A 14,236-nucleotide genomic window follows, 5' to 3' on the forward strand; every position below is an offset into this window, starting at 1 on the left:
CGACGAGCTACACAGTTGCGCTTTGGGATATAGGAGTGAAATCAAATGATCTTTAATTGGTCTGCGCGATGAAAGCAGTGATCCTAGCGGGCGGCCTCGGCACGCGCCTGTCGGAGGAGACCGGGACGCGGCCGAAGCCGATGGTCGAAGTCGGGGGGCAGCCGATCCTGTGGCACATCATGAAGAGCTTCGCCGCCTATGGCGTGACCGAGTTCGTGATTTGCCTCGGTTACCGCGGCTACATGATCAAGGAATTCTTCCTGAATTACCGTCTCCATCTCTCCGATGTGACGGTGGCGACCGGATCGGGTGACATCGAGTTTCACCGGTCCGGCGCGGAGGATTGGAGCGTCTCGCTGATCGAGACCGGGCCCGAGACCATGACCGGCGGCCGGCTGAAGCGCGTGCGTCCCTATCTCGGGACCGAGCCGTTCTTCATGACCTACGGCGACGGCGTCGCGGATGTCGATCTCAGCGCCCTGGCGGCCTTTCACAAGGCGCATGGCCGGATGGCGACCCTCACCGCCGTGGCCCCGCCCGGCCGGTTCGGCGCCCTCGAGATGGAGGGCGATGCGATCCGCAGCTTCCGCGAGAAGCCGGCCGGTGACGGTGCCGTGATCAATGGCGGTTTCTTCGTCCTCGATCCGCGGGTGCTCGACTACGTGTCGGGCGATGCCACGGTCTGGGAGAACGAGCCGCTGGAGCGGCTGGCGCGCGAGGGGCAGCTTCAGGCCTTTCGGCACACCGGCTTCTGGCAAGCGATGGATACGTTGCGCGACAAGAACCATCTCGAAGCGCTCTGGGCCGCCAAGGCCGCCCCCTGGAAGATTTGGTAATGCCGGCTCTCAACCCGGATCCGAGCTTCTGGGCCGGCCGCCGCGTGGTGGTCACCGGCCATACCGGCTTCAAGGGCGCGTGGCTGAGCCTATGGCTTGCCCGCCTCGGTGCCCGGGTCACCGGCTACGCGCTGGCTCCGGAAACCGAGCCGAGCCTTTGCACCCTGTCCGGCTTGTCCGAGCGGGTCGACAGCCGCATCGGCGACGTGCGCGACCTCGCCGCGCTTTCGGCCTGCCTCACCGAGGCGCGGCCCGAGATCGTCCTGCATCTGGCCGCCCAGGCGCTGGTCCGGCCCTCGTATACCGACCCGGTGGGCACCTATGCCAGCAACGTCATGGGCACGGTCCACCTGCTGGAGGCGGTCCGAGCCTGCCCGTCGGTCCAGGCGGTGGTGATCGTCACCAGCGACAAGGCTTATGAGAACCGCGAGTGGGTCTGGGCCTACCGCGAGGACGAACCGATGGGCGGGCGCGATCCCTATTCCAACTCGAAGGGCTGCGCCGAACTCGTCACCGGCGCCTACCGGGCCTCCTTCTTCGGCGCCGGCGGTCATCCGGCACGTATCGCCAGTGCGCGCGCGGGCAACGTCATCGGCGGCGGCGACTGGTCGCTGGACCGCTTGGTTCCGGACGTGGTCCGCGCGTTCGGGCGCGGTGAGCCGGTGGAGATCCGCGCGCCGGGCGCCGTGCGGCCCTGGCAGCACGTGCTGGAGCCACTCTCGGGCTATCTGCGCCTGGCCGAGGCCCTGTGCGGCGACGATGGGGCTCGTTTCGCCGAGGGCTGGAACCTTGGGCCGGCCGACGCGGATTGCCAGCCGGTCTCCGAGGTGGTGGCCGGCCTCGCCCGGGGCTGGGGCGCGGGTGCACACTGGAGACTCGCCGAGGGCACGCATCCGCACGAGGCGACCTTCCTCAAGGTCGATGCCTCGAAGGCGCGCGCGTATCTCGGATGGGATCGGCGCCTGCGGCTCGCCGAGGCCTTGGACTGGACCGGGGCGTGGTATCGCGCGCAAGCGCAGGGTGCGGATGCAGCCACGCTGACACTTGAACAGATCGCGCGCTACGAGGCGCTGGCAGAGACACGGGACCCGGCATGAGCGCAGCAACGGACACTCTCCCGACCTCCGCGGCCCGCGCCTGCTGCCGATCCTGCGGCGCACCGCTCGCCCGCACGGTGGCCGATCTCGGCCTTTCGCCGCTGGCCAATTCCTACGTGCCGCCCGAGCGTGCCGGGCAGGGCGAGATGGTCTATCCGCTCCACGCCTTCGTGTGCGAGCGCTGCTGGCTGGTGCAACTCGAAGCGTTCGAGAGCCCCGAGCACATCTTCTCGGACTACGCCTACTTCTCCGGCTTCTCCGCCGGCTGGCTGCGCCACGCGGAAGCCTACGTCGCCGCCATGACCGAACGCTTCCGGCTCGGGGCGCACAGCAAGGTCGTAGAGGTAGCCAGCAACGACGGCTATCTGCTGCAGTACTTCGTCGCCCGCGGCGTGCCGGTGCTGGGGGTCGAGCCGGCCGCCAACGTCGCCGCGGTCGCCCGCGAGAAGGGCGTGCCGAGCGAGGTCGCGTTCTTCGGGCGTGCTACCGCAGAGCGGCTGAAAGCCGAGGGGCACGGCGCCGACCTGATGGCGGCCAACAACGTGCTGGCCCACGTGCCCGACATCCTCGACTTCGTGGCCGGCTTCCAGGTGCTGCTGAAGCCCGAGGGAGCCGGCACGTTCGAGTTCCCGCACTTGCTACGGATGATGGAGCACAAGCAGTTCGACACGATCTACCACGAGCACTTCTCGTATCTCTCGCTGGGCGTCGTCTCCGGCATTCTGGAGCGCTCGAGCCTGCGGGTGTTCGACGTCGAGGAATTGCCGACCCACGGCGGCTCGCTGCGGGTGTTCTTCTGCCACGCCGATGGTCCGCACGCGTCGACACCCGCAGTGGCGCGCGTGCTCGCCGACGAGCGGGACGGCGGTCTGTTCTTGGCGGACGGCTACGCCCGGTTCGCGGAAGCCGTGGTCGAGATCAAGTGCGCCAGCCTGGAGTTCCTGATCCAGCAGCGCCGGGCCGGCAAGCGCGTCTGCGGCTATGGGGCAGCGGCCAAGGGCAACACCTTCCTGAACTATTGCGGGATCGGCCCGGAACTGGTCGAGGCGGTGGCCGACCGCTCGCCGCACAAGCAGGGCACGCTCCTGCCCGGCAGCCGGATCCCGGTGATCTCACCCGAAGCGCTGCTCGCCATGCGTCCGGACTACGTGCTGATCCTGCCGTGGAACCTGAAGGCCGAGATCATGCAGGAGATGGCCGGGATCCGTGAATGGGGCGGGCAGTTCGTCACCGCCATCCCGAGCCTAGCGGTGGAGTGAGGCTGCGTGGTCTTCGAGGAACTGCCACTGACGGGTGCCTATCGGATTGGACTCAGCCCGCACGCGGACGAGCGCGGTTTCTTCGCGCGAACCGTGTGCGAGGACACCCTGGCGGATCGCGGGCTCGTGGGCCGCTTCAAACAGTCCAGCGTGTCGTTCAACCTGCGGCGCGGCACGGTGCGGGGGATGCACTACGCCGTTACGCCGCACGCCGAGACCAAGCTCGTGCGCTGCACCAGGGGGGCGATTCACGACGTGATCGTCGATCTACGCCGGGACTCGCCGACCTACCTGAAGGCGGCTGGTGTCGAACTCTCGGACGAGAACCGGGCCGCGCTCTACATCCCCGCCGGGTTCGCGCACGGCTTCCAGACGCTGCGGGACAATTCGGAAGTGCTGTACATGATCGACCGCGCTTACGTGGCTGGGGCCGCCCGGGGCCTGCGCTGGGACGATCCGGCGGTCGATCTCTCCTGGCCTGAGCCAGTGATGGTGATCTCGGAGCGCGACCGCGCCTTTCCGGCCTGGGACGGCACGGATCCGGTCGCGTGAGTTCGGGCGTGCGGCGCCTCATCCTCACCGGCGCCACCGGCTTCGTCGGAACCCACGCGATCCCGGCGCTCCAGGCTCGCGGCTTCGAAATTCACGCGCTCGGCCGACGGCGGCCACCCGGGGGCGTCGCCTTCCACCCGGTGGATCTCCTCGACGTAGGGGCGGTGCGGGCGGCCGTTCAGGCGATCGGAGCGAGCCATCTGCTGCATCTCGCCTGGTACGCGGAGCCCGGCCTGTACTGGCGATCGCCCGTGAACCTCGACTGGGTTGCGGCGAGCCTCGCGCTGGTCCGGGCCTTCCGGGAGGCCAGTGGCGAGCGGGCGGTGGTGGCGGGCACCTGCGCCGAGTACGCCTGGGGCCCCGAGCGCCTCAGCGAGGACGCGGTGTGCGCGCCCGCGACCCTGTACGGGGTGGCCAAGGACGGGACGCGGCGCATCCTGTCGGCCTATGCGGACGAGTCCGAATTGTCGTTCGCCTGGGGCCGGCTGTTCTTCCTGTACGGGCCCGGGGAGAAGTCCGGCCGGCTGGTGAGCGACGCGATCCGGATGCTGGCGGCGGGTGAGCGTTTCGCGACCAGCCCGGGACACCAGCGGCGGGATTTCAGCCATGTGGCAGACGTGGCGGGGGCGTTCGCGGCGTTGGTCGACTCAGAGGTGCCGGGCTCAGTCAATATTGGCTCTGGAACGGCCGTGCCGGTACGGGCGATCCTTGAGCGGATTGGCGCCCTCACCGGTCGCCCGAATCTGATCGATTTCGGTGCCCGCCCGTTGCCGGCGACGGAACCGGCCAGCATTGAGGCGGACGTTGTACGCTTGCGGCGCGAAGTCGGCTTCCAGCCTCGCTATGATCTGGATGCCGGGCTCGAGGATTGCTTTGCGGCTCGGATAAAATAATGGAGTTGAAGGCCTTATCGACCTCTACGAAGAGGCCGTTGCTCTGCGCACGAAATCTCGATTCAAAGTTTTGATATGGGCCGCCGTAACGCGCTCCGCTGGGTGCTGCACGATCTCCTTGGTGTTATTCGCCACCGTGACGCCGAGCGAAGGCTTGCGAGTTCGGAGTTGTTCGACGCGGCGTGGTATCGTGCGACCCAAGTCCCGGGCCTTCGCTCGGATCAGGTTGCACGGCACTACCTGCAGGAGGGCGCCGCGCGTGGGCTGAGCCCCAGCCCATTGTTCGACGGGCCCTGGTACCTCGCCACCAATCCCGATGTCGCCGTGGCGGGCTTGAATCCGCTACTTCACTACCTGGACAGCGGGCGCGCGGAAGGACGTCCGATCTGCCCGGTCGCCGACCTGGAAGCGGTCGCGCGGATCGCTGCCTCCGAATTGTTCGATGCGGCATGGTACCGGGTAACCCAAGCGCCCGGCGTGGCACCGGACCAAGCCGCGCGGCACTACCTGCAGGAGGGTGGCGCGCGGGGCCTGAGCCCCGGTCCGCTGTTCGATGGGCCGTGGTACCTCCGGAACAACCCCGATGTCGCCGCCGCGGGCTTGAACCCCTTGCTGCACTACCTCGATAGCGGAAGTGCGGAAGGTCGGTTGACCTGCCCGGTCGCCGACCCGGAAGCGTTTGCGCGGATCGCGGGCTCGAATCTGTTCGACGCGGAGTGGTACAGCGCGACGCAGGCCCCCGGCGTGGTGCCGGGCCACGCCGCACGGCACTACCTGCAAGAGGGCGCCGCGCGGGGCTTGAGCCCCGGCCCCCTGTTTGACGGGCCATGGTACCTCAAGACCAACACCGACGTGGCGGACGCGGGCCAGAACCCCCTCCTCCACTACCTGAACGATGGGCGCACCGAGGGCCGGCCGATCTGTCCGTTTGCCGATCCGGAGGCGCTGGCGCGGGTCGAGGGCTCCGACCTGTTCGACGCCGATTGGTACCGGGCGATCCACGTGCCTGACCTCTCGCCGAGCCTAGCCGCACGCCATTACCTCCGAGAGGGCGCAGCTAGCGGGATGAACCCCGGCCCGCTGTTCGACGGTGAGTGGTATCTCGGCAACAACGCCGATGTCGCCGAAGCCGGCGCGAACCCGTTCCTGCACTACCTGGTCAGCGGACGCACGGAGGGACGGCCCATCCGCCTCGCCGTCGCTCGCGATGCGGGCGCAAACCGGATCGAGACCCGACCCATCGTCCTGCGCGAGAGCACGCCGGCGCGCATCGTCGTCGTCGTCCACGCCTTCTACGTCGACGTGTTCGAGGAACTCCTGCCCCACCTCGTGCGGGGAATTCCCCGGTTCGACCTGCTGGTCTCGACCGACCAGCCCGACAAGAAGGCGGCGCTCGAGGCGGCGGCGGTGCGCACCGGGCTCGCCGGCCGCTGCCGCGTGGAGCTGGTGGAGAATCGCGGGCGCAATTTCGGGCCGCTCGTCACCGTGTTCGCGCCCGACATCCTGCGCTACGATTATGTGCTCCACGTCCACACCAAGAAGTCGCTGTTCAGCGGCGCCGAGCAGACGCGCTGGCGCGACGAGATCTATCGCGCGCTGTTCGCGAACGGAGCCTGCGCCCGCCTCGCCGTGGCCCTCTTGGACGAGGATCCCCGGATCGGCCTGTTCTTCCCGGAGACCAGCAAGCACATCGTCTATTGGGCGCATACCTGGCTCGCCAATATCGGCGCGGGCTATGGGCTGCTCGACCGCCTTGGCCTGCGCTACGACGGGTTCGACGAGTATCTCGACTATCCGGTGGGCGGCATGTTCTGGGCGCGGGTCGACGCCCTGCGCCCGCTCCTGACCGCCGGATTGACCCCGCAGGATTTCCCTGAGGAGCACGGCCAGACCGACGGGACGCTCGCCCATGCCATCGAGCGGGTGGTCCCCATCGTGTGCCGATCCCAGGGCTACGATGCCGTCTGCTTCGATTACGAAAGCGGGCTCGCCCGCACCAACAGCAGCGCGCGCAACTGGCATCAGTACAGCGCCCGCACTCAGGACCAGGCGCTTCAGGCGCTGCGCGATGCCGACCTCGTCTCGTTCGACTTGTTCGACACCCTCGTGAGCCGCCCGGCCCGGCGCCCGGATGCGGTGCTCAAGCTCGTCGAGCATCGGATTTCGTCGGAGGCGGGCCGGCCGATCCCGCTGTTCGCGGAGCGCCGCGCTGCCGAGAACCGGGTGCGCGCCCGCAAGTATCATCAGAGCGACGTCAACCTGTCGGAGATCTACGCGGAGCTTGCCGCCTCGGGGCCGATCCCGGGCGACGTGGTCGCGCGGGCGCACGCCCTCGAGAAGCGGATCGACCTCGCCGCCCTGCGCCCGCGCACGGAGGTCATCGCGATCCTCGAAGCGGCGCACGCGCTCGGCAAACGGATCGTCCTGATGACGGACACCTATTACGAGGAGGCCGACATCCGCGCGATCCTCAACGGTGCCGGAATCGCCGACCGTTTCGCCGCCCTCTACGTGTCCAACGCGGTGGGCGCGCGCAAGGACCGGGGCGACCTGTGGCGCCACGTCGAAGAGGCCGAGGCGGTGCCGCGCGCCCGCTGGCTGCATGTCGGCGACAACGAGCACTCGGATATCCAGGCGGCCTGCGACCGCCGCATCCCCTACCTGCACGTCGCCCATCCGGCCAAGATCCTCGCCCAGAGCGGCTTCGTGCGGGACGAGGGCGATCTGGCGCGGACGTGGCCGGCCGATCTGGTCGTCGGCCACGCCATGCTCAAGCTGGGCCGAAATCCGTTTCTCGGTCGAGCCGCCGCCCCCTACCTGTCCCTCGGCTCGAGCCGTGAGATCGGGTACGCCGTGTTCGGACCGCTGATGCTGGTCTTCATGTCCTGGCTGATCCGCCACGAAGGCTTGGCCCGGGTCGAGCGGCTGTACTTCCTGGCGCGCGAAGGCGACGTCCTCGTCAGGATCTACCGGCTCATCCGGGAGCGCTACGGCTGGGACCACCTGCCCGAGGGGCGCTACTTCCACGTCTCCCGGCAGACGGCGATCGCCGCCGCCCTCGCCAAGGCGTTCCGCCCGGACCTGGTGACGGCGGCCGGACGCTACGTGGGCTCCGTGCAGGGGCTCCTGTGGAACAGGGCCGGGTTCACGGCCCCGGCGCATCGCGAGCTCGACCGCATCGCGGTGCGGCTTCCGGGCGATGTCGAGGCCGTCGAGCGGATCATGATCGACCTCGAGCCGGAGATTGCGGCGCATGCCGCGGACATGCACCGGCGCCTCCTGGCCTACGCTCGGCAGGAGGGGTTGGACCCGGATGTCGCCTGCGGCGTCGTCGATGTCGGATACTCGGCCACGATCCAGCGGATGATGCAGACGGCGCTCGGCCGGCCGTTGACCGGGTTCTACCTGGCGGCCCTGGACAAGGCGAACGCCGTCGCGGCGGAGGGCGGGTCCGCCTTCGGGTGCCTGTGCGAGAACGTCGCGACCTTGACCGCGTCGATGCCCGCGCTGAACCACTCCCTCTCCGTCGAAGCCTTCCTGACCGCAGCTCATGGACAGGTGATCGGCTATGACACGGCGGGCGATCGGATCGAGCCGCTGTTCAAGGCGGATCCGCGGACGCCGGAGGAGCACGCCATCTTGGCCGAGCTGCATGCCGGCGCCGAGCAGTACCTGATCGAGACCCTCGACCTCTACGGGCCGGAGCTGCTGCGAGCCGAGATCCCCCTGATGGCACCGCAGGAACTCTTGCGCATGCTGATGGAAGGCCAGATCGCGACGCCCTCGGAACCGATCAGGAAGCTCGGCGTCGAGGACGATTTCTGCGGCTTCCCGCTCCACAAGGTCTACGCGGCGGTGTAGCTGCGGCAGCCTGCCGGCCGGGGCCGCTCAGAATGCGGCGAGCGCTTGCAGGATCGCCGCGGGCGAGGCCGCGTAATCCGCGTGCATCGGGTGAAGCCCCTCCGTCTGCACGGCGTGGCCGCGGACGAACAGGAGTTTCGCCCCACTCGACTCGATCAGGCTGGTGAAGCCCCGGAAATAGAAGGCCGGGTTGTCGTGGGTCAGGGCGATGACCTTCGCGCCGGGGCGGCAGAACAGGCAATTGATCAGGGCGGAACTCGCCGACCCGACGACGATGTCGGCCGCGTGATAGATCTCGACCTGCTCGGCGAAGGTGTAATGTTCGGGCTGGATGACTTCGAAGCCGTGAGGCTGCAGGGCGTCCGCGATCTCCGCTTCGTTGACCAACCGACGCTGTGTGAAACCGCGCCGGGACAGGAGGATCCGCCGCCCCGTCCGCCGCAGGTCGCCGCCGTTCGCGGCGAGCCGCTCAAGGATCTTGCCCCGCATGGCGGCTAGCACGTCATTCGGCCAGATCGCGTCGTAGGTCGGCAGGCCCGGCCGCGTGTCGAAGGGATAGAAGGTCGGCACCGGGGCGAGGCCCAGTTCCCGAAAGCGGGTCGCCACCGGCGGCAGGACCTGCACCGGGCGGTCGCGCTCGTCCATCAACGCGATGATCTGCCGGTGGGAGTCCGGCATCTGGTCGTCGATGCAGAGCGGCAGGCCCGCCGGGCAGGTGGGATCGTTGAACCACAGCATCCGGGGCGCGAATTCGAGCAGCCAGTGTCCGTATTGCCGGCTCTGGAAGCCGAACAGCATCAGGCCGGCGTCGATCTCCTGGATCTCGGCGGGCGCCTCGACCAGAGCGCGCCCGGGCCCCCAGACGGCCAGCATGATCTGGCCGGGATTGACCCCGTCCTTGATGTCGGCGAGGCCGCTGAGCGGATGGGCCGCCAGATCGTAGATCAGGCGCGGTCCGTGCAGAACAACGTTGCTACGCGGGAAGGTCAAGCAGTCCTTGAACAGCGCGACGTATTGCGGGGGGGCATTGAGCGATCCCGCCCGGGAGGTCAGCGCGATCGAGCCCCCGAGGAATTTCACCTCGGGCTCGGCGATGGTGCGGCCAGTTAGCAGCTCGCGATATCGCCCGTGCCCGGCCTCGGCGGCCTGTCGCGCCGAGACGATGTCGTAGATGCCGATGGGGCGGAAACCGGCGATCGCCCGCGTGCTCTCGTGCAAAGCCGCGGCCTCTTCGTAGTGGCCCGCCTCCGCCAAGGCGTTCATCTGCAGGATGCGCAGGTTCCGGATCTTGGCGCTGAGGCTGTGACCGTCCCCGGTCGAGAGGCCGGCATCGCCGCTGTTGAGCGCGAAAGCCAGGCGGTAGCACTGGACGGCGGGTTCGGCTCGGCCGCGGCACTCGTGATCCCAACCGACCTGCAGCAGCGTCCTGGCGGCCTCGCGCAGGGCCGCCTCCGTCTCTCCGCGGCTCCTGATCTCGGCGATGAACGCCGCCGCGTCGTCCCAGCGTTCGTGCTCGACGAAGTCGCGCAGGCGCGCCGTCGCGGCGATCATGCGCCAGCGTTGAGGGTCCCGCAGGTCGATCGAGGCGGCGAGCTCGTAGGTGCGCGCCGCGTCCCCGAACCGCGCGCCGCCTTCGAGCCGGAATCCAAGGGCCTCAAGGTGCCGCACGGTCGCGGCCGTGCGCGCCGCTGAGGGCGGCTCCGCGCTGAGCAGGGCGGCCAGCGTCTCGAGCTTGGTCGTGGCATTGCCGCTGTCGATCGACCGGATCAGGTCGATGAAGGTCGCCGTCGGCCGCATGGCGCTCCCGTCTCCAGAACCTGAGAGCTACGGGCCGACGCCCACGCTTTCCAGGCCGCGCAGGACCTGTCCGGGTGTGACCGTGTAATTGGCGTGGAACGGATGCGCGTTCTCGCCCGCGACCGTCGTGCCGCGAATGAAGAGCACCTTCGCGCCGCTCGATTCGATCATGCTGGTGTAGCCGCGGAAGTTGAACGACCGGTTCTCGTGGATCAGCGCGACGACGCGGGCGTTGTCGTTGCAGAAGATGCAGTTGGTCAGGGCCGAGCTTGCCGAGCCGACGATCACGTCGGCCGCGTGATACAGCGCGATCTGCTCGACGAACGACAGCTTCTCCGGATACACGACCTCGAATCCGTGGCGCGCCAGGGCGCCGGCGATCTCCGTCTCGTTGACGAGCTGGCGCTGCGTGAAGCCCTTCCGCGACAGGAAGATCCGCCGCCCGGTGGAACGCACGTCCACGCCGCGCGCCGCGAGCTTGTCGAGCACCGCGCGCCGCATGCCTCCCAGGACATCCTTCGGCCAGACCGCGTCGTAGACCGGCAGGCCCGGACGCGCGTCGAACGGAAAGAAGGTCGGGACCGGGGCGACCCCGAGTTCCTCGAAGCGGACAGCCCGTGCCGGCAGAGGCAGGATCGGCCTGTTGCGCTCGTCGAGCAGCTCCACGATCTGCCGGTGCGTCTCGGGCATGTGGTCGTCGATGCAGATCGGGAAGCCCGCGGGGCAGGCGGGATCGTTAAAGCACAGCATCCGCGGCACGAACTCGAGCAGCCAATGGCCGTAGTTCTTGCTCTGGAGCCCGAACATCATCAGGCCGGCATCCAGGGTTTGCGCCTCGGCCGGCTCCTCGACCAGGGCGCGCCCGGCCCCGTAGACGGCCGTCATGATCTGATCGGAGTTCTTCCCGTCCTTGATGTCCGCGACGCCGCTGTCCGGGTGCGCGGCGAGGTCGTAGATCAGGCGATTGCCCTGGAGCACGATGTTGCTGCGCGGGAAGGTCAGGCAGTCCTTGAACCGGGCGACGTATTGCGGCGGGGCGTCCAGGGTGCCGCAGGTCGAGGTCAGCGCCACTGGGCCTGCGAGGAAGCGGATCTCCGGCTCCGCGATCCGGCGGGGGCCGATAAGCTCGCGATAGTCGCCCTCCCCCGCGGCGGCGGCTTGGCGGGCGGAGACGATGTCGTAGATCCGCACCGGCCCGAGCCCGAGGGTCGTGCGCGTGCGTTCGTGCAGCGCCTGCGCCTCCTCGTGCCGCCCCTCTTCGGCCAGCGTGGTCATCTGCAGGCTGCGCAGGTTTCGGATCTTGCGCTCCAGCGTGTCGCCGTCGATCGTGAGCGCAGGGCCGCCCAGGATGTCCCGCGCGATCCGCGCCAGCAGGTAGCAGCGCACCGCGCTCTCGGCTTCCCCGGCGAGCTCGTAATCCCAGGCGATCTGGACCAGCGACGGATCGTTCGGCCCACGGTCCCCTGCTGCGGCCTTGGCTTGGCGCAGCTCCTCCAGGAGGCTCTCCACGCCGTCGAAGGCCTGCCGGCGGCAGCAAGCGACGATGCCCGTCCGGATGGCGGCCAGATTGTAATGAGCAGCGTGGGACCGCGAGGTCCGGGCCGCCAGCCCGTAGGCGCGGGCGGCCAGATCGAAGCTGTCCTCACCCTGGAACCGGAAGCCTAGGGTCGCGAGGTGCTGCGCGGCGGTCTCGGCCCGGCCTTCCGCTACGGAGGCGAGGGCGCATTCGATCGTGTCGAGGGCGGCGGTCCCGTTCGCGCGATTGGCCTGCGACAGGGTCTGGCGAAAGTCGTCCTGCATCGTCACCGACCGTTCCCCTTCGCGATACGCGAGCCCCCTCAGCGGGCTGCCAGCGCCCGCTCCACGCAGCCGCAGACCTCCGCGATCTGCTCCCGGGTGATCGCCGGGAAGAACGGCAGCCCGATGGCGCCGGCGGCGGCATGCTCGGTCCGCGCCAGACCGTCGTGCCGGCAGGTGGCGAAGGCGGGATGTGCCTGGCAGCCGGTGCCGTACCAGCGCCGCCACTGGATCCCGGCGGCGTCGAAGCCGTCCGTCACCGCCTTGGCGGCGGCGGGCTCGAACAGCGCGTTGACCGTCATGGTCAGCCACTGAGCTCCGAAGCCGGGCTGCATCCGCACCCCGATCCGGTCAAAACCCTCGACATAGGCCAGGGACGCCTCGCGCAACTGTCGGATGCGCGCCTCCAGGCCGTCGAACACCGCAAGGCCGACGGCGGCTGCGTATTCGGAGATCCGGTAATTGCCGCCGCGCACCTCCGAGACCCGGCTGGTCGTCGTGAAGCCGAACCCGGTCATCGCGGTGGTCTGCTCCACCAAGGCTGTGTCGGTGGTGAGGATCGCGCCACCCTCCCCGATCCCGAGCGCCTTGGTGGCGTGCAGGCTGACGCAGATCGGCTGCGCGCCGACCCGGCGCAGGTTGAGCGTGGCCGCGGCGGCGTCGAACACCACCGGGATCCCGTGGGTCGCTTCGAACGCCTCCCAGGCGGCGATATCGATCGGCGCCCCGAACGGGCTGACCACCACGACGGCCGCGACATCCCCCTCCGCCATCGCGAGCGCCCGCTCGGCGATGGCGGGCGTCAGCGACAGGGTCTCGGGATCCACGTCGGCGAAGAACGGCTCCAGGCCGACATTCACCGCCGCATGCGCGGTGGCTACGAAGGTGTAGCCGGGCATCAGGCAGAGCCGGCCGGACCGGCCCGCAATGCGGTAGCGCAGGGCGAGCTCGATGGCGCTGGTGCCGTTGCCGGTGATCGTCGCGGCGACCGGCGCACCATCGGCGCGCTCCGAGACGAAGGCGCAGAGCTTGGCCGTGAATTCGCGCGAGAGCGGCCCGTAATTGCTGTAGGTGTGCGTCTGATCGATCCGGCGGAGATACGGGACGATCGCGTCCGTCTCCGGCAGGCTGGGAATGAGCACGGGGATCATCGTCGAGACACGTCCTGGCTGTCGGTCGCCACCATCCTATCCGCACGCCCGGTGACGGCGCCCGCTATACATGGCTGGGTGCGGCCGCGGAAGGCGGCGACCGCCGCCTCTCAGGCGCGCCGCGGTGGTCGGGCCGGCAAGGCGCGTGCGGGATTGCCGAACACCGTCTGGCCCGGCGCCACGTTCCGGATCACCACGGCCCCGGCCCCGACCAGGGCATGCGCGCCGATCCGGATCTTCGGGATCACGCAGGCGCCCGTACCGAGGAACGCCCCCTCCCCGACCTGGACATGCCCGGCCAAGTGGACGCCGGGGCTCAGCGTCGCGAAATCCTCCAGCACGTCGTCATGGGCGACGGTGCAGCCCGGATTGACCAGCACGTGGTCGCCGATCTGCGCATCCGCCGTGATCGAGGAATGGCCGAGGATCACCGCGCCCGAGCCGATGCGGCTGCTCGCACCGATCAGCGCCCCGGGATCGATGATCGTGGCGAAGCGCGCGCCGATCTCCGCGCGCAGATGCGCCACCGCCCGGGCCCGGGGACCGGGCTCGCCGAGGGCCACGACGAAGCGGAGGCTGTCGTCTCCCGCGAATGTGCGGACATCCCGGACAACCGGCGTTCCGCGGAAGGTCTCCGGCGCATCGATGCCGGGATCGACGATGCTCGCCTGCAGCTCGATCGCGGTCTCGTGCGCGTTCAGGCGCTTCAGGGCATCGACGATCTCGCGGGCGAGGGCGCCCGCTCCGTAGAGGACGAGGCGGACCGTCATCGCGCCGTTTGCCGTAACCGGCTCCGGCTCGGCGCTGGCGGCTGCCTGCCGCTCGGGCGAACGTCCATGCGCGGGGTTCCCTGCCTATCGGGAGCCCTGCCCTACACGAGTCCCCGCGGGCTCTCCAGGGGCGAGGCTTCGGATCGCTCATCGGGCTCGGCCGGCGTGGCGGCGGCGGTGGATCGTTGGTTCGAGTCTCACGGAAACCGGGATGCCTCGTCAC

General features: G+C 69.2%; 10 protein-coding genes. 6 read left to right on the forward strand and 4 right to left on the reverse strand.

What is annotated here, in order from left to right:
- The first annotated feature begins 68 nt into the window (after positions 1-68).
- From rfbF to FVA80_RS08980, 6 genes are all read left to right on the forward strand, one after another.
- A complete protein-coding gene (gene rfbF / locus FVA80_RS08955) occupies positions 69-836 on the forward strand; it encodes a glucose-1-phosphate cytidylyltransferase (protein WP_147908181.1) in 768 nt (255 codons plus the stop codon).
- The gene (gene rfbG, locus FVA80_RS08960) at positions 836-1,933 is read left to right on the forward strand and encodes a CDP-glucose 4,6-dehydratase (protein WP_147908180.1); all 1,098 of its coding nucleotides are present in this window, start codon (positions 836-838) and stop codon (positions 1,931-1,933) included. Before rfbF ends, rfbG begins: the two co-directional genes overlap by 1 nt.
- Complete coding sequence (locus tag FVA80_RS08965; protein WP_147908179.1) at positions 1,930-3,192, forward strand: class I SAM-dependent methyltransferase; 1,263 nt, start codon at positions 1,930-1,932, stop codon at positions 3,190-3,192. Before rfbG ends, FVA80_RS08965 begins: the two co-directional genes overlap by 4 nt.
- A gap of 6 nt (positions 3,193-3,198) precedes the next feature.
- On the forward strand, positions 3,199-3,744 hold the full coding sequence (locus FVA80_RS08970; protein ID WP_147908178.1) for a dTDP-4-dehydrorhamnose 3,5-epimerase family protein: 546 nt from the start codon (positions 3,199-3,201) through the stop codon (positions 3,742-3,744).
- Between the two features lie 8 nt (positions 3,745-3,752).
- Entirely contained in the window at positions 3,753-4,637 is an 885-nt protein-coding gene (locus FVA80_RS08975) for an NAD(P)-dependent oxidoreductase (RefSeq protein WP_147908177.1), read from the forward strand.
- 168 nt (positions 4,638-4,805) lie between these two features.
- Positions 4,806-8,498, forward strand: a complete 3,693-nt coding sequence (locus FVA80_RS08980; RefSeq protein ID WP_187193633.1) for a rhamnan synthesis F family protein — start codon at positions 4,806-4,808, stop codon at positions 8,496-8,498.
- 27 nt (positions 8,499-8,525) lie between these two features.
- Here FVA80_RS08980 and FVA80_RS08985 read toward each other — a convergent pair whose 3' ends face one another.
- The 4 genes from FVA80_RS08985 to FVA80_RS09000 form a co-directional block, all read right to left on the reverse strand.
- Positions 8,526-10,295 (reverse strand): glycosyltransferase family 61 protein, encoded by a 1,770-nt coding sequence (locus FVA80_RS08985; protein ID WP_147908175.1) that lies wholly within the window; start codon positions 10,293-10,295, stop codon positions 8,526-8,528.
- A 27-nt stretch (positions 10,296-10,322) separates the two neighbouring features.
- Positions 10,323-12,095, reverse strand: coding sequence for a glycosyltransferase family 61 protein (locus FVA80_RS08990; RefSeq protein ID WP_147908174.1), 1,773 nt, complete (start codon positions 12,093-12,095; stop codon positions 10,323-10,325).
- A 38-nt stretch (positions 12,096-12,133) separates the two neighbouring features.
- A complete protein-coding gene (locus tag FVA80_RS08995) occupies positions 12,134-13,243 on the reverse strand; it encodes an aminotransferase class I/II-fold pyridoxal phosphate-dependent enzyme (RefSeq protein ID WP_147908173.1) in 1,110 nt (369 codons plus the stop codon).
- A gap of 110 nt (positions 13,244-13,353) precedes the next feature.
- Positions 13,354-14,013: an acetyltransferase gene (locus FVA80_RS09000; RefSeq protein ID WP_147908172.1), complete on the reverse strand. Its 660-nt coding sequence runs from the start codon at positions 14,011-14,013 to the stop codon at positions 13,354-13,356.
- Positions 14,014-14,236 lie beyond the last annotated feature (223 nt).

The organism is Methylobacterium sp. WL1 (genome assembly GCF_008000895.1).
Taxonomy (GTDB): Bacteria; Pseudomonadota; Alphaproteobacteria; order Rhizobiales; family Beijerinckiaceae; genus Methylobacterium.

Excerpts from the sequence above, each read along its gene's own strand:
- FVA80_RS08985 (WP_147908175.1), bottom strand. The coding sequence starts at position 10,295 with ATGCGGCCGACGGCGACCTTCATCGACCTGATCCGGTCGATCGACAGC.
- FVA80_RS09000 (WP_147908172.1), bottom strand. The coding sequence starts at position 14,013 with ATGACGGTCCGCCTCGTCCTCTACGGAGCGGGCGCCCTCGCCCGCGAG.
- FVA80_RS08990 (WP_147908174.1), bottom strand. The coding sequence starts at position 12,095 with ATGCAGGACGACTTTCGCCAGACCCTGTCGCAGGCCAATCGCGCGAAC.
- rfbF (WP_147908181.1), top strand. The coding sequence starts at position 69 with ATGAAAGCAGTGATCCTAGCGGGCGGCCTCGGCACGCGCCTGTCGGAG.
- FVA80_RS08965 (WP_147908179.1), top strand. The coding sequence starts at position 1,930 with ATGAGCGCAGCAACGGACACTCTCCCGACCTCCGCGGCCCGCGCCTGC.
- rfbG (WP_147908180.1), top strand. The coding sequence starts at position 836 with ATGCCGGCTCTCAACCCGGATCCGAGCTTCTGGGCCGGCCGCCGCGTG.
- FVA80_RS08995 (WP_147908173.1), bottom strand. The coding sequence starts at position 13,243 with ATGATCCCCGTGCTCATTCCCAGCCTGCCGGAGACGGACGCGATCGTC.